Origin of the sequence: Streptococcus timonensis (assembly GCF_900095845.1) — a bacterium.
In the GTDB taxonomy this organism is placed as follows: Bacteria; Bacillota; Bacilli; order Lactobacillales; family Streptococcaceae; genus Streptococcus; species Streptococcus timonensis.
This window is the reverse complement of record NZ_FMIX01000002.1, coordinates 98,486-114,478: the sequence shown is the minus strand read 5'-3', so window position 1 is coordinate 114,478 and position 15,993 is coordinate 98,486. Positions and strand designations below refer to the sequence as shown.

18 protein-coding genes are annotated in these 15,993 nt (G+C 36.7%); 14 read left to right on the top strand and 4 right to left on the bottom strand.

The window, feature by feature from the left end; all coding sequences use genetic code 11:
* Positions 1-2: 2 nt before the first annotated feature.
* Positions 3-362, bottom strand: a complete 360-nt coding sequence (yaaA, locus tag BQ2679_RS00885) for a S4 domain-containing protein YaaA (RefSeq protein ID WP_075565206.1) — start codon at positions 360-362, stop codon at positions 3-5.
* 162 nt (positions 363-524) lie between these two features.
* Between yaaA and yfmF the strand changes: the two genes are divergently transcribed.
* From yfmF to tsf, 12 genes are all read left to right on the top strand, one after another.
* The gene (yfmF, locus tag BQ2679_RS00880; RefSeq protein ID WP_075565204.1) at positions 525-1,775 is read left to right on the top strand and encodes an EF-P 5-aminopentanol modification-associated protein YfmF; all 1,251 of its coding nucleotides are present in this window, start codon (positions 525-527) and stop codon (positions 1,773-1,775) included.
* Positions 1,772-3,055, top strand: a complete 1,284-nt coding sequence (yfmH, locus tag BQ2679_RS00875; RefSeq protein WP_075565202.1) for an EF-P 5-aminopentanol modification-associated protein YfmH — start codon at positions 1,772-1,774, stop codon at positions 3,053-3,055. Before yfmF ends, yfmH begins: the two co-directional genes overlap by 4 nt.
* Before the next feature lie 39 nt (positions 3,056-3,094).
* Positions 3,095-3,922: a cytoskeleton protein RodZ gene (rodZ, locus tag BQ2679_RS00870; protein ID WP_075565200.1), complete on the top strand. Its 828-nt coding sequence runs from the start codon at positions 3,095-3,097 to the stop codon at positions 3,920-3,922.
* Between the two features lie 11 nt (positions 3,923-3,933).
* Complete coding sequence (pgsA, locus tag BQ2679_RS00865; protein WP_075565198.1) at positions 3,934-4,473, top strand: CDP-diacylglycerol--glycerol-3-phosphate 3-phosphatidyltransferase; 540 nt, start codon at positions 3,934-3,936, stop codon at positions 4,471-4,473.
* Between the two features lie 2 nt (positions 4,474-4,475).
* Positions 4,476-5,303 (top strand): energy-coupling factor ABC transporter ATP-binding protein, encoded by an 828-nt coding sequence (locus BQ2679_RS00860; RefSeq protein ID WP_075565197.1) that lies wholly within the window; start codon positions 4,476-4,478, stop codon positions 5,301-5,303.
* Positions 5,288-6,127, top strand: coding sequence for an energy-coupling factor transporter ATPase (locus BQ2679_RS00855; RefSeq protein ID WP_075565195.1), 840 nt, complete (start codon positions 5,288-5,290; stop codon positions 6,125-6,127). The genes BQ2679_RS00860 and BQ2679_RS00855 overlap by 16 nt, the downstream gene beginning before the upstream one ends.
* Complete coding sequence (locus BQ2679_RS00850) at positions 6,120-6,914, top strand: energy-coupling factor transporter transmembrane component T family protein (protein ID WP_075565192.1); 795 nt, start codon at positions 6,120-6,122, stop codon at positions 6,912-6,914. The genes BQ2679_RS00855 and BQ2679_RS00850 overlap by 8 nt, the downstream gene beginning before the upstream one ends.
* Positions 6,915-6,942: 28 nt before the next feature.
* Positions 6,943-7,764 (top strand): rod shape-determining protein MreC, encoded by an 822-nt coding sequence (gene mreC, locus BQ2679_RS00845; protein ID WP_075565190.1) that lies wholly within the window; start codon positions 6,943-6,945, stop codon positions 7,762-7,764.
* Entirely contained in the window at positions 7,761-8,255 is a 495-nt protein-coding gene (gene mreD, locus BQ2679_RS00840) for a rod shape-determining protein MreD (RefSeq protein WP_075565188.1), read from the top strand. The genes mreC and mreD overlap by 4 nt, the downstream gene beginning before the upstream one ends.
* A 91-nt stretch (positions 8,256-8,346) precedes the next feature.
* Positions 8,347-9,570, top strand: coding sequence for a peptidoglycan hydrolase PcsB (pcsB, locus tag BQ2679_RS00835; protein ID WP_075565186.1), 1,224 nt, complete (start codon positions 8,347-8,349; stop codon positions 9,568-9,570).
* Between the two features lie 230 nt (positions 9,571-9,800).
* A complete protein-coding gene (gene rpsB, locus BQ2679_RS00830; RefSeq protein ID WP_075565184.1) occupies positions 9,801-10,583 on the top strand; it encodes a 30S ribosomal protein S2 in 783 nt (260 codons plus the stop codon).
* Positions 10,584-10,661: 78 nt separating this feature from the next.
* On the top strand, positions 10,662-11,702 hold the full coding sequence (tsf, locus tag BQ2679_RS00825) for a translation elongation factor Ts (RefSeq protein WP_075565182.1): 1,041 nt from the start codon (positions 10,662-10,664) through the stop codon (positions 11,700-11,702).
* 86 nt (positions 11,703-11,788) lie between these two features.
* Here tsf and cysK read toward each other — a convergent pair whose 3' ends face one another.
* The 3 genes from cysK to BQ2679_RS00810 form a co-directional block, all read right to left on the bottom strand.
* Complete coding sequence (gene cysK, locus BQ2679_RS00820) at positions 11,789-12,715, bottom strand: cysteine synthase A (protein ID WP_075565180.1); 927 nt, start codon at positions 12,713-12,715, stop codon at positions 11,789-11,791.
* Positions 12,716-12,811: 96 nt separating this feature from the next.
* Positions 12,812-13,255: a PH domain-containing protein gene (locus BQ2679_RS00815; protein WP_075565177.1), complete on the bottom strand. Its 444-nt coding sequence runs from the start codon at positions 13,253-13,255 to the stop codon at positions 12,812-12,814.
* Between the two features lie 13 nt (positions 13,256-13,268).
* Entirely contained in the window at positions 13,269-13,904 is a 636-nt protein-coding gene (locus BQ2679_RS00810; protein ID WP_075565173.1) for a YigZ family protein, read from the bottom strand.
* A 55-nt stretch (positions 13,905-13,959) separates the two neighbouring features.
* Here BQ2679_RS00810 and BQ2679_RS00805 point away from each other — a divergent pair, with 55 nt between their 5' ends.
* Entirely contained in the window at positions 13,960-15,258 is a 1,299-nt protein-coding gene (locus BQ2679_RS00805; protein WP_075565170.1) for an ATP-dependent helicase ComFA, read from the top strand.
* The gene (locus BQ2679_RS00800; RefSeq protein WP_075565167.1) at positions 15,255-15,917 is read left to right on the top strand and encodes a ComF family protein; all 663 of its coding nucleotides are present in this window, start codon (positions 15,255-15,257) and stop codon (positions 15,915-15,917) included. The genes BQ2679_RS00805 and BQ2679_RS00800 overlap by 4 nt, the downstream gene beginning before the upstream one ends.
* The last annotated feature ends 76 nt before the right edge of the window (positions 15,918-15,993 follow it).

Sequence of the window (15,993 nt, the reverse complement as noted above, 5' to 3'; positions counted from 1 at the left end):
ACTTATCTACCTGGGAAACGTGGAGCAGTTTTATTTTGGGATTGGTTAGTCTTTTTAGTTTTAACCTTCTTGTTCATTTCTTTGACAAGTTTAGCTACACGTTCTTTCTCAAGGTTTTCTTGTTTATACTCTTCTTGTTCATCTATACTAGGTTGGACTATACTGATGTGAAGTTTCATTTTGGGAATATCGATGGTATCTCCAATTCGAATTTTTTTCCCTCGTCGATTTTCTAATTCTCCGTTAAAATAAACGATATTTTCAGCTAAAAAGGATTTGATAGCCCCGCCACTTTGTATAATACCAAGCTCTTTCAAAAGCGCTTGGAGAGTGATAAATTCTTCAAATAATTTGTATTCCATAAGTACACCTCAATCTTTGGTATTATATCATATTTTACTATAAATAACAGAGAGTGACCTTTTATAAATTGAAATCGAATTTTATTGAAAAAGAAATAAAGAGAATAAGAAAATTTTCTTGTTTCGTGGTATAATAGAACTCTATGTATAAGGAGGTAAAATATGGAGTTGGTTCCAGGAATTGCAGTGCGTTTTATCCAATCTAAACAATTTAAAACTAATAAAATAACTGTGCGTTTCACAGCTCCGTTGTCTCTTGAAACAATTTCAAGTCGTATGTTAATTGCAAGCATGCTGGAAACTGCCAATAAGTCTTTTCCAACTGCTCAACTTTTTAGAAAACATTTAGCAGGTTTGTATGGGACAGATTTATCTACTCATGCATACAGGAGAGGACAAAGTCATCTTGTAGATGTAAGTTTTACTTATGTAAGGGATGAATTTTTAAGTAAGAAAAACGTCTTGACTTCTCAAATCTTAGATCTACTAAGTGAGATTCTTTTTTCTCCTTTGACAGATGATGAAGGATTTGAAAAAAATACATTTGAGATTGAGAAGAAGCAGGTTTTAGCTAGATTAGAGTCAGAATTTGAAGATCCATTTTTCTTTGCTCACAAAGAACTCGATCATTTATATTTTGAAGATCCTTCTATGCAATTAGTTCCTGAGGATTTGATTACCAGAATCTCAGAAGAATCTCCAAACACGTGTTTTACTAGCTTTCAAAAAATGCTCAAAGAAGATCGAATCGATATTTTTTTCTTAGGGGATTTTAATGAAATTGAGATTTTAGAATATATAAAGCAAACCCCCTTTACAGCTCGTCAACGTATTGTAAACATTCAGTACCAGCAACCTTATTCAAACGTGATAAAAGAGAATTTTGCTCGAAAAAGTTTAGGACAATCAATCATAGAAATGGGTTATCATTGTTCTGTAGGGTATGGAGACGAACGACAGATGGCTATGATTGTTGTTAATGGCTTACTGGGAGCTTTTCCTCATTCTAAATTATTTACGGTGATTCGAGAAAAAGAGGCTCTAGCTTATACTATATCTAGCCATATAGATTTTTTTAGTGGATGTTTACGTTTATATGCTGGAATTGATCGTAGCAATCGAAACAGAGTAAGAAAATTGATGAATCAACAATTGCATGATATCAAAAATGGGAAATTTACAGATATAGAGATTAATCAAACAAAAAAAATGATTAAAAGATCTTTGATGTTGGCTCAAGACAATCAAGATTCAATTATAGACCGCACCTATTTGCGTCATTATTTTGGAAAAATAGCTTTGGATATCCCTACCATGCTTGAAAAACTAGAATTGGTCGGAAAAAATGAGATTTGTGAGGCTGCAAGTAATTTAAAATTACAGGCCATTTACTTTATGGAAGGAGTAGAATGACAAAAGTTGAGTTTAACAAAAAATACTACCCTGCTATTAAGGAGACACTATATCAAGTAAGATTAGAAAATGGATTGACAGTTTCTTTGCTACCTAAAAAGGATTACAGAGAAATTTACGGTGTTGTAAATGTTCAAATCGGTTCAATTGACACTAAGTTGACAGTGTCTGGCAAAGAGTCTAAAACATATCCGCAAGGAGTTGCGCATTTTTTAGAGCATAAATTATTTGAAAGAGAAAATGCGGAAGATATTATGGCAGCTTATACAGCATTGGGAGCTGAAAGCAACGCCTTTACAAGCTTTACAAATACAAGTTATTTATTTTCTACTACGGATCATGTTATTGAGTGTTTAGAATTGCTCAAGGAGCTTGTAACTGAAATTAATATATCTGAAGAATCTGTTGAACGTGAGAAAGATATTATTCAGCAAGAAAGAGAAATGTATTTAGATGATCCAGACTCTTGTTTATTCTTTAGAGCCTTGGCAAATCTTTATCCAGAAACACCTTTATCAGCTGATATAGTTGGCACGGAAATGTCTATTCAAGACATTTCGGTCAGTAATCTAGAGGAAAATTTCAGGTGGTTTTATACCCCTGTGAATACTAATATCTTTCTGGCAGGTAATTTTGATCTTGAAATTTTGAAAGAATATTTTCTTCAAAACTATAGAACTAGTAAAAAAGCGGAAAAGATTGTTAAAAACAAAATTGATTTACACCCTGTAAACAAGATTGACAGTGCTCGAATGGATGTTACCTCTCCAAAATTAGCAATTGGGCTACGTAGCAATTTAGATTTTGACAATAAAGATTGTTATCGTTATAGTATCTTGTTGAGAGCTCTATTTACAATGATGTTTGGCTGGACTTCACAAAGGTACCAAAATTTATATGAAACTGGTAAGATAGATTCGTCTTTATCTCTAGAAATTGAGATTAATAAACGTTTTAACTTCCTAATGTTAACTATGGAAACCAAGGAACCTCTTGCCCTTTCTCATCTTTTTCGTAAAGCTATTCAGGAATTTGAAAGAGATAATGATATCTCAGAGGATCATTTAGATTTAGTTAAAAGTGAATTATATGGGGAATTTATTCATAATTTAAACTCTTTAGATTTTATTGCGACTCAGTATCAACCTTCTAAAGAGGGTTCAACCCTATTTGATTTACCTAAAATTATACAAGAAATGACTTTGGAAGATGTTCTTGAGGTTGGGCACCATTTTATTGATAATAGTGATATGGTAGATTTTACAATTTTACCATTATAGTAAACAATAAGAATATACTTGAAAGTAGGAGTGTTAAGTATGAGAAAAAAAACGATTGGTGAAGTCTTGCGGTTAGCTAGAATTAGCCAAGGGTTAAGTTTAGAGGAATTACAAAGAAAGACTGATATTCAACTAGACTTGTTAGAAGCGTTGGAAACAGATAATTTTGATAAATTACCAAATCTTTTTTATACGCGATCATTTTTAAGGAAATATGCTTGGGCTGTAGAACTTGACGAAAATATTATTCTAGACGCCTATGATTCAGGTAGCATGATTACTTATGAAGAAGTCGATGTTGATGAGATTGAACTTTCAGGACGTAGACGCTCAAATCGAAAAAAACAATCCTTCCTTCCCCTGTTCTATTTCCTTCTATTTTCCTTATCGATTATAGCCTTTGTGTCTTATTATGTATGGAATTACATTCAGACACAACCAATAAACACATCTGAAGCTAGTTATAGTGTTGTTACTACAACTACAAGTGATTCTACCACTGAAGTGACAAGTAATAACCAATCTACTACTGAAACAAGTGTTGCTGAAACATCTGCAGTGACTATTTCTGGAGAAGGTGATACAATCTCAGTAGTATATAAAACTTCTAAAGAAACTGCCGAGCTTCAACTTTCTGTAAAAGACACTCAAAGTTGGGTGAGTGTTTCGGATACTGATTTAGCAGGAGGTGTTACTCTTGCTCCAGGTAACCAAACAGCCACAACTACAATTTCTAAAAAAACTCCCGTAACAATTACTCTAGGCGTTGTCAAAGGCGTGAAAATCAAGATCGATAACCAAGAAATAGATACATCAAAATTAACCGGACAGACAGGATGGATAAGTTTGACTATTAGTCCAAATTAAGAAAGGTAAACATGAAAAAAGAGAATATCCCTAACATACTAACAATAGGTAGAATTTTATTTATACCCATTTTTGTTCTTTTTCTATCATTTGGTGAGTCTCCTTTATTACATGGAATAGCAGCAATTATTTTTTCTCTCGCGAGTATCACGGATTATTTAGATGGGTATTTAGCTAGAAAATGGGGAGTCGTTAGCAATTTTGGTAAGTTTGCAGATCCTATGGCTGATAAATTATTGGTGATGTCTGCATTTATCATGTTGGTTGGCCTAAATATGGCTCCTGCTTGGGTTGTTGCTATTATTATTTGTCGAGAGCTTGCAGTTACAGGACTGCGATTGCTGTTGGTCGAGACAGGTGGGACTGTTCTTGCTGCTGCAATGCCTGGTAAAATTAAGACATTTAGTCAGATGTTTGCAATTATTTTCTTATTATTCCATTGGAATTTTCTAGGACAACTGATGCTGTATATAGCACTATTCTTTACTATCTATTCGGGGTATGACTACTTCAAAGGAAGTGCCTATTTATTTAAAGGAACCTTTCGTTAAAAATGGAAAACATTATTGAAATTAAAGATTTAGCTTTTCGTTACCAAATGAACCAAGAGCATTATGATGTTAATCATGTATCGTTTTACGTGAAACGTGGAGAGTGGCTGTCTATTGTTGGTCATAATGGAAGCGGCAAATCGACAACAGTTCGCTTGATAGATGGCTTGCTTGAGGCTGAGTCAGGAGAAATTTGGATAGACGGGGATCTTTTAACTCCCGAAAATGTCTGGGAAAAGAGACGTAAAATTGGAATGGTTTTTCAAAATCCGGACAACCAATTTGTTGGAGCCACTGTGGAAGACGATGTTGCTTTTGGCTTGGAAAATCAAGGAATTTCGCTGGACCAAATGCAAAAACGAGTAACAGAGGCGCTTTCCTTGGTAGGAATGGAAGAATTTCATAAAAAAGAACCTGCGCGTTTGTCTGGTGGGCAAAAACAAAGAGTAGCGATTGCTGGTGTAGTAGCTTTGCGCCCTGATATTTTGATTTTAGATGAATCAACAAGTATGCTTGATCCAGAGGGGCGATTGGAACTAATCAAAATCGTCCAAGAAATTCGAAAAGATCATCAAATGACTGTTATTTCTATTACTCATGATTTGGAAGAAGTTGCCATGAGCGATCGTGTTCTGGTTATGAAAAAGGGTCAAGTTGAATCAACAAGTAGCCCGAGAGAATTATTTTCTCGAAGTGATATAGACAAAATTGGGTTAGATCAACCGTTTGTGAACCAATTGAGACAGTCATTACGTGAGAGTGGCTTGAATCTACCTGATTTATACATGACTGAAGATGAGCTAGAGGAGGCGTTATGGGAATTGCTCTAGAAAATGTTAGTTATATTTATCAAAATGGAACGCCGTTTGCCTCTACAGCTCTATCTGATGTTAGTTTAACAATCAAGGATGGTTCTTACACCGCTCTGATTGGACATACAGGGAGTGGGAAGTCGACAATACTACAATTACTGAACGGTTTGTTAGTTCCAACAGATGGAGAAGTTCGTGTCTTTGATACGCTTATTACCTCCACTTCGGTAAATAAAGAAATTCGCCAAATTCGTAAGCAAGTTGGCTTAGTTTTTCAGTTTGCTGAAAACCAAATTTTTGAAGAGACTGTTCTCAAAGATGTGGCCTTTGGGCCTCAAAATTTTGGAGTTTCTAGAGAAGAAGCAGAGACTATTGCGCGTGAAAAATTAGCCTTGGTCGGAATTGATGAATCCCTCTTTGAACGTAGTCCTTTTGAATTATCAGGTGGACAGATGAGACGTGTAGCAATTGCTGGAATTTTGGCTATGGAGCCTAGAATCTTAGTGTTAGATGAACCAACAGCAGGATTGGATCCGATTGGTAGAAAAGAGTTGATGAACTTGTTTAAAAAACTCCATCAAGATGGAATAACAATCGTCTTGGTGACACATCTTATGGATGATGTGGCAGAATATGCTGATCAAGTTTATGTGATGGAAAAAGGAAGATTAGTCAAAAGTGGAGAACCAAGCTTTGTTTTTCAAGATATTGATTTTATGGAGAAAATACAGTTAGGTGTTCCAAAAATTACAAGATTTGCACAAAAATTAATTAAAAGAGGCGCTACTTTTAAGCAGTTACCTATAACGATAGAGGAATTCAAGGAGTTCATAAATGGATAATATGATTTTAGGTAGATACATACCTGGGGACTCGATTATTCATCGTTTGGATCCTCGAAGTAAGTTATTGGCAATGTTTTTGCTGATTGTTATAAGTTTTTGGGCTAACAATCCTATTACGAATTTGCTTCTGTTTGTTGTTACTGGTATTTTTATTAGTTTATCAGGAGTACCTTTGTCCTTTTTTATAAAAGGATTACGTTCAATGTTCTTTCTAATAGCTTTTACAACTATTTTCCAGCTATTCTTCATATCGGGTGGTCAGGTATTATGGGAGATAGGTTTTATTAAAATTACGAGTCATGGAATTGAACAAGCAGGAATAATCTTTTGTAGATTTGTATTGATTATCTTTTACTCAACTTTACTAACCTTGACTACTATGCCGCTAAGCTTGGCCACAGCTGTTGAATCCTTATTAGGTCCTTTGAAGAGATTCAAAGTTCCAGTTCATGAGATAGGGCTCATGCTGTCAATGAGTTTGCGTTTTGTACCAACCTTGATGGACGATACTATTCGAATCATGAATGCTCAAAAGGCGCGTGGAGTTGACTTTGGTGAAGGAAGTATTGTTCAAAAGGTAAAAGCAATGATTCCAATTTTGATTCCATTGTTTGCGACCAGTTTGAAACGTGCGGATTCTCTAGCGACTGCTATGGAGGCTAGAGGTTATCAGGGTGGCGTTGGAAGAAGTCAATATCGACAATTAAGTTGGATGAGAAAAGATAGTATTGCCCTCATTTTGATAAGTCTATTGGGAATATTATTATTTATATTAAAATCCTGAAGTAAAGTAAAAAATATAAGGTAGATGTATGAATCGTTTTAAAAAATCAAAGTATATCATCGTCCTATTTGCCGTAACGATAATTGTTGGAGTATTTTTAGTAACAACAAAATCGAGTACATTTGTGACAAAAGCAAGTGATGGCCTTTCTCTTATTGACAGAATGGTAGAAAAACCATTTCAGTGGTTATCTTCTGTAAAATCTGATTTAGGACATTTAACTAGAACCTACAATGAAAATGAGACTCTCAAAAGCGAATTCTATCGTATGAAAAAAGAGTCTAATGAATCAGAAAGTCTAAAAGAAGAGAATGAACAATTACGCCAATTGTTAGAAATGAAGTCAAAATTAAACGCCACCAAGTTGATTGCTTCGGATGTGATTATGAGAACACCTGCTGCTTGGAAGCAAGAATTGACAGTTGATGCAGGTTCTTTAAAAGGTGTTACTAGTAATATGCTTGTTGTTGCTGGTGGCGGGCTTATTGGTAGTGTTGAAAAGGTTGAAGAGCATTCAACCATCGTCAATTTGTTAACAAATGCTGAGAACACTGATAAAATTTCAGTAAAAATTCAGCATGAATCTAGTAGCATTTATGGAATTATTATTGGCTATGATAAGGAAAAAGAGCTACTTAAGATTAGCCAGCTAAATAGTAGTGGCGATATCAGTCAAGGAGACAAGGTGACGACCAGTGGTTTAGGAAACTTTAATGCAGCAGACATTCCTGTTGGGGAAGTAGTTTCTGTGACTCATAGTAGCGATTATCTGACAAGAGAAGTTATGGTTAAGCTTTATGCTGACTCGATGAATGTGAAGGTTGTAGAGCTAGTGGGGAATCCATCATGAGACAGTTGAAACAGATAGGAATGTTTATCCTCTTGCCCCTTATTTTGTTAATAGATAGCCATTTAGGACAATTTGTAAATAGTTTTTTTCCTCATTTTCATATTATTAGTCACTTTATTTTTCTATTTCTATTATTTGAGACGATTGAAGTCTCTGAGTATTTATTTTTGGCTTATTGCTTGGTTCTAGGTGTCATATACGATATTTATTTCTTTCATTTAATAGGATTAGCAAGCCTTCTTTTTATTATAGTTGGTGCTATTGTTTATAAAAATAATTCTGTCATATTGGTAAATAGATGGACTAGAATGTTAGCAATACTGGTGATGACTTTCTTATTTGAATTTGGTGGCTTTATGCTTGCGCAGGCTATTGGATTAACATCTGAAAGCCTAACATTTTTTATAATCTATAGTTTGGTGCCAACCATGATCTTAAATTTTATTTGGATGTTAGTTTTTCAGTTTATTTTTGAAAAAATATATCTATAATAAAGAAATAAAACTGTAATAAAGACGTAATATTTATTAAGCCTTTTTTTGATATACTAGTAATGTCTTAAAAGAAGGAGTATATACCAATATGAAGAAAAAAATCTTAGCGTCACTTTTATTGAGTACAGTATTAGTTTCACAAGGAGCAATCCTTTCGACAGTAAAAGCTGACAATACAGACGATAAAATTGCTGCTCAAGATAGTAAAATTAGTTCTTTGACAGCGCAACAAGCAGAAGCTCAAAAGCAAGTTGATCAAATCCAAGAGCAAGTTTCAGCAATTCAAACTGAACAAGAGAAATTACAAGTTGAAAACGATACTCTACAAGCAGAATCTAAGCAACTCGAAGGAGAAATTACTGAGTTATCAAAAAACATCGTAGCTCGTAATGCTTCTCTTGAGAACCAAGCTCGTAGCGCACAAACTAATGGAACTGCTACAAGTTATATCAACACAATTATCAACTCAAACTCAATCACAGAAGCTATTTCTCGTGTTGCTGCAATGAGTGAAATTGTATCTGCTAACAACAAAATGTTGGAACAACAAAAAGAAGATAAAAAAGCTATCGCTGAAAAACAAGTGGCAAACAACGAAGCTATCAATACAGTTATTGCTAACCAACAAACACTGGCTGACGATGCTCAAGTTTTGACAACTAAACAAGCAGAATTAAAAGTTGCTGAATTGAACCTTGCAGCTGAGAAAGCTACAGCTGAGAGCGAAAAAGCTAGTTTGTTAGAGAAAAAGGCAGCGGCAGAAGCAGAAGCAAAAGCAGCAGCTGAGGCAGAAGCAGCTTATAAAGCTCAACAAGCTAGTCAACGTCAATCTGTAGTCGCATCTGCTAACACTACACTTGTTGAACAAGTAAAAGCTACGGCTACAGCTTCAACAGCTACACCTGCAGCAAATTCTGAGGAAGGAACATCAACGCCGGCACCAACACCTGTTGCAACACCAGCACCAGTTAAACAACGTCCTACATACAATACAAATGCTTCAAGCTATCCTGTTGGAGAATGTACATGGGGAGCTAAAACGTTGGCACCTTGGGCCGGAGACTACTGGGGTAATGGTGGACAGTGGGCTGCAAGTGCAGCAGCAGCCGGCTTCCGTACAGGTTCTACACCGCAAGTAGGAGCTATCGCTTGTTGGAATGATGGTGGTTATGGACACGTTGCAGTCGTTACAGCTGTTGAGTCTTCATCACGTATCCAAGTATCAGAATCAAACTATGGTGGAAACCGTACAATCGGAAATCACCGTGGATGGTTCAACCCAGGTGGAGTAACATACATCTATCCAAACTAAAAAATGCTGAGACTCGTATTGAGTCTCTTTTTATTTTTTGTTTAGTTAGGATAGCAGTTTTTAATAGAAAATAATTTAAAATAACTTGAAAAATACGATAAACTATGGTAGAATGAAACTTGTCGTGTAAACGATAATACTCATTCTTGATGAATTGTGAAACTGTTGCCCTCGGGTCGTTTTGCAAGCTGAAATCGAGAAGAGGAAAAAACAAAAAAGGAGAAATACTCATGGCAGTAATTTCAATGAAACAACTTCTTGAGGCTGGTGTACACTTCGGTCACCAAACTCGTCGCTGGAACCCTAAGATGGCTAAATACATCTTCACAGAGCGTAACGGAATCCACGTTATCGACTTACAACAAACTGTAAAATACGCTGACCAAGCATACGACTTTATGCGTGATGCTGCAGCTAACGATGCAGTTGTATTGTTCGTTGGTACTAAGAAACAAGCCGCTGATGCAGTTGCTGAAGAAGCTGTTCGTGCAGGACAATACTTCATCAACCACCGTTGGTTGGGTGGAACTCTTACAAACTGGGGAACAATCCAAAAACGTATCGCTCGCTTGAAAGAAATCAAACGTATGGAAGAAGATGGAACTTTCGAAGTTCTTCCTAAGAAAGAAGTTGCACTTCTTAACAAACAACGTGCACGTCTTGAAAAATTCTTGGGTGGTATCGAAGACATGCCTCGCATTCCAGATGTAATGTACGTAGTTGACCCACATAAAGAGCAAATCGCTGTTAAAGAAGCTAAAAAATTGGGTATCCCAGTTGTAGCGATGGTTGACACAAACACTGATCCAGATGATATCGATGTAATCATCCCAGCTAACGATGACGCTATCCGCGCAGTTAAGTTGATCACAGCTAAATTGGCAGACGCTATCATCGAAGGTCGCCAAGGTGAAGATGCTGTAGCAGCAGTTGAAGCAGAATTTGCAGTTTCAGAAGCTCAAGCAGACTCAATCGAAGAAATCGTTGAAGTTGTTGAAGGCGACAACGCTTAATTCATATCAATAGTAATTACCTAGGAGGGCAGGGCTTAGCCCGGCTCTCCTATTTTTAAAAAATATAGGAGAATCAAAATGGCAGAAATTACAGCTAAACTTGTTAAAGAGTTGCGTGAAAAATCTGGTGCTGGTGTCATGGACGCTAAGAAAGCCTTGGTTGAGGTTGAAGGTGACATCGAAAAGGCGATCGAATTACTTCGCGAAAAAGGTATGGCTAAGGCAGCTAAGAAAGCTGACCGTGTTGCCGCTGAAGGTTTGACTGGTGTTTATGTGAACGGTAACGTTGCAGCAGTAGTTGAAGTAAATGCTGAAACAGACTTCGTTGCGAAAAACGCTCAATTCGTTGAATTGGTAAATGCAACTGCGAAAGTCATTGCTGAAGGTAAACCAGCTAACAACGAAGAAGCTCTTGCTTTGACAATGCCTTCAGGTGAAACTCTTGAAGCAGCATACGTATCTGCAACTGCTACAATCGGAGAAAAAATCTCATTCCGTCGCTTTGCTTTGATTGAAAAAACAGATGCACAACACTTCGGTGCATACCAACACAACGGCGGACGTATCGGTGTTATCTCTGTAATCGAAGGTGGAGACGAAGCGCTTGCTAAACAAATATCAATGCATATTGCTGCGATGAAACCAACAGTTCTTTCATACAAAGAATTGGATGAGCAATTTGTTAAAGATGAGTTGGCTCAATTGAACCACGTAATCGACCAAGATAACGAAAGCCGTGCAATGGTTAACAAACCAGCTCTTCCACACTTGAAGTATGGATCAAAAGCACAATTGACTGATGAAGTTATCGCTCAAGCTGAAGCTGACATTAAAGCAGAGTTGGCTGCAGAAGGTAAACCAGAAAAAATCTGGGATAAAATCATTCCAGGTAAAATGGATCGCTTCATGCTTGACAACACTAAAGTTGACCAAGCATACACACTTCTTGCACAAGTCTACATCATGGATGACAGCAAGACAGTTGAAGCATACCTTGAATCAGTTAACGCTTCAGTAGTTGAGTTCGCTCGCTTTGAAGTTGGTGAAGGTATCGAAAAAGCTGCAAATGACTTTGAAGCTGAAGTTGCAGCTACAATGGCAGCAGCTTTGAATAACTAATAACAAAAAGAGGAAGCAGATTTGCTTCCTCTTTCTTATAGAAAAAATAAAAAGCCCTTGTTAAAGGGCTTTGTGTATTTAGGAGACTAGACTTCGAACTCATAGAGTGCTGTAGATAGGTAACGTTCTCCGTTATCTGGTGCAAGCGCAAGGACTTTTTTACCTGCCCCAAGTTTTTTAGCAACTTCGATTGCTGCATAGATAGCTGCGGCAGAAGAAATACCAACCAAGAAACCTTCTTTTCCACCAATTTCGCGACCAAGTGCAAGAGCATTGTCTGATGTCACACGAACGATACCATCATAAGCTTCTGTATCAAGTGTTTCTGGGATGAATCCTGCAGAGATACCTTGAATTTTGTGAGGTCCTGGTTTTTCACCTGATAAGATTGCTGACTCGTCTGCCTCAACTGCAAAAACTTGAATGTTTGAGTTAGCAGTTTTAAGAGCATGAGAAACACCTGAAATAGTTCCTCCAGTACCAACACCAGCAACAAAGGCATCTAAACCATTAGCTCCGAAATCAGCTAGAATTTCAGCTCCTGTTGTTCTTTCGTGAACTTCTGGGTTAGCTTGGTTATTAAACTGTAATGGAAGGAAACCATCGCGTTCAGCAGCAATTTCTTGCGCTTTTGCAATTGCACCTTTCATACCTTCACTACCAGGAGTAAGGACTAGTTCAGCACCATAAGCTTGGATAATCTTACGGCGTTCAACACTCATTGTTTCAGGCATAACGATGACAACTTTATAACCTTTAGCAGCACCAACCCATGAAAGACCGATACCAGTGTTCCCGCTTGTTGCTTCTACAATTGTAGATCCTGGTTTCAGTTTACCCTCTTGCTCTGCTTTTTCAATCATGCTGAGAGCAATGCGGTCCTTAACGGATGAACCTGGGTTAAAAGCTTCTAGTTTTACGTAAACGTCTGCTGCACCTTCTGGTACAATGTTATTCAATTTAACAATCGGTGTTTTTCCGATAAGTTCTGTGATATTGTTATAAATAGCCATGTGAATACCTCTTTTTGTAAGTTGTACCTAGTATAACCCTATCTAGATTATTTGTAAAATATAGAAATCCTATCGAAGCGATAGGATTTTTTTATATCAATGATCTAAACCGTTAATTCTCAGACGGTTTTGGTAAGCTAGTTCTAACAAATAAGTATAGAGTGGAACAAGATCGGATTTCTTTGGAAATTCGAATTTGAGAGAGTTCGAGTGCTCACGATGAGCTTTTAGGAAGACATTTTCTAGATAAGTAATAGTCATTTCACTGTCATCGATTCCAACGCCAGCGGTTTCCAATTCAACATTGACAATGTTCATGAGGAAGATGGATTTGACAGATACTTTTTTCCCAGTAGCACCCTGTTTGTCTGTAAAAATAATACGAATGTTTGTAAAGATGATTGCATCACGAATGAGCTTATACCCAATCTGGATTTCTTCATTTTCTAGTAGATATTGACCATACTCTTTCATTAGAGTCTCTTTGTTTTGTTCGCTAAAATTTCCAGCGAGTCCATTGATTAATTTTCCGAATACCATATTTTTCTCCTTTTTAAGCTAAGTTAACAGGAACTTCAACTTCTCGTAAACCTTTATCTACTAAAATTACCTTTCCATTATAAAATTCTATGAGTTCTGATTTTATATGTTCTTTATTTTCTTTATCTACAAAAATCATGGTTTCAACTTGATCCGTAAAGTTGGTTTCAATCTCCATAAGATTATGATCTTTCAGAAAGTTGCCATATTCTTGATATTGAGCATAAGTCATTTGAATCTGAATTCCTGCCTGCTCTTTGATTTCAATGATGCCAATTTCTTTGACTGCCAAGGCAACACTTCCGGCATAAGCGCGAATGAGGCCTCCGGCACCCAACTTAATACCACCAAAATATCGGGTAACAACTACACAGACATTAGTAAGATTGTGATTTTCTAAAACACCCAGCATAGGGACACCGGCAGTGCCACTTGGTTCTCCGTCGTCACTAGTTCGTTTGATTTCACTACGTTCACCGATAATAAAGGCAGAGCAGTTATGGGTGGCCTTGTAGTGTTCTTTTTTGATAGAAGTGATAAAGTCACGCGCCTCTTCCTCGCTATAGATACGCTTTGCATGGCAAATGAAGCGAGATTTTTTGATTTCTTCTTGGACTTGTCCGTCTTCTCTAATTGTTCTAAATTCCATGGTTTAATTGTACTAAAAAATAGGATAAAGCGCTAGTTTTTCCGAATATATAAGTATGAAAGTTAATCCAAATTATCTTGGTCGTCTATTTACTGAACAAGAATTGAGTTTCGAAGAGCGACAACTGGCTAAACAACTTCTTTCTATGAGAAAAGAGAAAGAACAACTAGTCTGTCAGCGTTGTGGTAGCAAGGTTGAGGAAGAATGGCATCTGCCCGTTGGAGCCTTTTATTGCCGAGAGTGTTTGATTATGAAGAGAGTTAGAAATGATGAGCCCCTTTATTATTTCCCTCAAGAAGATTTTCCGAGACAAGATGTTTTAAAATGGTCAGGTCAATTAACGCCTTTTCAAGAACGGGTGTCAATGGGTTTGCTCCAAGCAGTAGATAAGAAAGAACCTAGCTTAGTTCATGCAGTTACGGGCGCTGGAAAGACAGAGATGATCTACCAAGTTGTTGCTAAAGTAATTAATAGGGGTGGAGCAGTCTGTTTGGCCAGTCCAAGAATAGATGTCTGCTTGGAGTTATATAAGCGGCTACAGAGTGATTTTACCTGTAAAATTTCTCTACTACATGGTGAATCAGAGCCCTACTTTCGGACTCCCTTAGTGGTTGCTACAACACATCAGTTACTAAAATTCTATCAAGCTTTTGATTTATTAATAGTTGATGAAGTGGATGCTTTTCCTTATGTAGACAATCCCTTACTGTATCATGCTGTCAATAACTGTGTAAAAGAGAGTGGTTTGAAAATTTTTTTGACTGCTACTTCTACAGATGAGTTGGATAAGAAGGTCAAGCAAGGGGAATTAAAGCGTCTTAGTCTACCACGCCGTTTTCATGGCAATCCTTTAGTTATTCCAAAGCCAGTTTGGTTATCTGACTTCGATAAACATTTACAAAAAAATCGTTTAGTACCCAAATTAAGGCGTTATATCGAGAAACAAAGAGAGACGGCTTATCCTTTACTGATTTTTGCATCAGAGATTGAAAAAGGAGAAAGGCTAAAGGAAATCTTACAGCGTGACTTTCCCAATGAGAAAATTGGTTTTGTTTCTTCTGTTACAGAGGACCGTTTGCAACAAGTACAAGCCTTTCGAGATAGAGAGCTGACTATTTTGATAAGTACAACCATCCTAGAACGCGGGGTTACTTTCCCGTGTGTGGATGTTTTTGTAGTAGAAGCTAATCACCAACTCTTTACCAAGTCTAGTTTAATCCAAATTGGAGGGCGAGTGGGGAGAAGTATGGATCGTCCTACAGGTCAACTTATCTTCTTTCATGACGGGATAAATAGATCTATCAAGAAAGCTATAAAGGAAGTCAAAGAGATGAATCAGGAGGCAGGTCTATGAAATGTCTAATATGTGGACAAGATTTAGAAACTGAGTTATCATTTACGAGTTTATTGCTTCTCAAAAAAGAAGAGACCTATACCTGCTCCGCTTGTTTTAATCATTTTGAAAGAATTAGTCCTGAACACTGCCCAACGTGTTTTAAGGAGGGGGAGACAAGTCCCTGCCAGGATTGTCAGTATTGGTATAAAGAAGGGATTCAAGTAGAGCATGAAGCTGTTTTTACCTATAATGAAGCCATGAAGGATTATTTTCATAGATATAAATTTGATGGAGATTATCTATTAAGGAAGGTATTTACAAAAGTTCTTTACCAAAAATTTCAAAAATATAAAGATTATCAGCTTGTGCTTATTCCTCTAAGCAAGGAGAGATTACAGCAAAGGGGGGTTAATCAAGTAGAAGGTTTAATTGAGGGAACAGGGCTTTCTTATTACAATATTATTGACAAAAAAGAAGTTAAAGCCAGTTCATCTATGAACCGAGCAGACCGTTTGCAAGTAGAAAACCCCTTTGTAATTAAAGAGGGAGTAAAGATTCCAGAAAAGATTTTATTATTTGATGATATTTATACAACAGGTGCTACAATAAATCGTATTAAAAAAATGTTGATAGAAGCTGGTTGTCAGAAAATTAAAACATTTTCCCTCGTAAGATGAGGAAAAAGATTGCAAAAAAAATATGAAAGCGTTATAATAAATGTAGAAAAACAAATATGTTTAGAAAGAAGGTACT

Bases quoted from the DNA above. Each gene is read 5' to 3' on its own strand.
- BQ2679_RS00800 (WP_075565167.1), top strand. From the start codon at position 15,255: ATGAAATGTCTAATATGTGGACAAGATTTAGAAACTGAGTTATCATTT.
- pgsA (WP_075565198.1), top strand. From the start codon at position 3,934: ATGAAAAAAGAGAATATCCCTAACATACTAACAATAGGTAGAATTTTA.
- BQ2679_RS00855 (WP_075565195.1), top strand. From the start codon at position 5,288: ATGGGAATTGCTCTAGAAAATGTTAGTTATATTTATCAAAATGGAACG.
- BQ2679_RS00850 (WP_075565192.1), top strand. From the start codon at position 6,120: ATGGATAATATGATTTTAGGTAGATACATACCTGGGGACTCGATTATT.
- BQ2679_RS00805 (WP_075565170.1), top strand. From the start codon at position 13,960: ATGAAAGTTAATCCAAATTATCTTGGTCGTCTATTTACTGAACAAGAA.
- yaaA (WP_075565206.1), bottom strand. From the start codon at position 362: ATGGAATACAAATTATTTGAAGAATTTATCACTCTCCAAGCGCTTTTG.
- cysK (WP_075565180.1), bottom strand. From the start codon at position 12,715: ATGGCTATTTATAACAATATCACAGAACTTATCGGAAAAACACCGATT.
- mreC (WP_075565190.1), top strand. From the start codon at position 6,943: ATGAATCGTTTTAAAAAATCAAAGTATATCATCGTCCTATTTGCCGTA.
- rpsB (WP_075565184.1), top strand. From the start codon at position 9,801: ATGGCAGTAATTTCAATGAAACAACTTCTTGAGGCTGGTGTACACTTC.
- BQ2679_RS00810 (WP_075565173.1), bottom strand. From the start codon at position 13,904: ATGGAATTTAGAACAATTAGAGAAGACGGACAAGTCCAAGAAGAAATC.
- BQ2679_RS00815 (WP_075565177.1), bottom strand. From the start codon at position 13,255: ATGGTATTCGGAAAATTAATCAATGGACTCGCTGGAAATTTTAGCGAA.
- BQ2679_RS00860 (WP_075565197.1), top strand. From the start codon at position 4,476: ATGGAAAACATTATTGAAATTAAAGATTTAGCTTTTCGTTACCAAATG.
- rodZ (WP_075565200.1), top strand. From the start codon at position 3,095: ATGAGAAAAAAAACGATTGGTGAAGTCTTGCGGTTAGCTAGAATTAGC.
- yfmH (WP_075565202.1), top strand. From the start codon at position 1,772: ATGACAAAAGTTGAGTTTAACAAAAAATACTACCCTGCTATTAAGGAG.
- pcsB (WP_075565186.1), top strand. From the start codon at position 8,347: ATGAAGAAAAAAATCTTAGCGTCACTTTTATTGAGTACAGTATTAGTT.
- tsf (WP_075565182.1), top strand. From the start codon at position 10,662: ATGGCAGAAATTACAGCTAAACTTGTTAAAGAGTTGCGTGAAAAATCT.
- yfmF (WP_075565204.1), top strand. From the start codon at position 525: ATGGAGTTGGTTCCAGGAATTGCAGTGCGTTTTATCCAATCTAAACAA.
- mreD (WP_075565188.1), top strand. From the start codon at position 7,761: ATGAGACAGTTGAAACAGATAGGAATGTTTATCCTCTTGCCCCTTATT.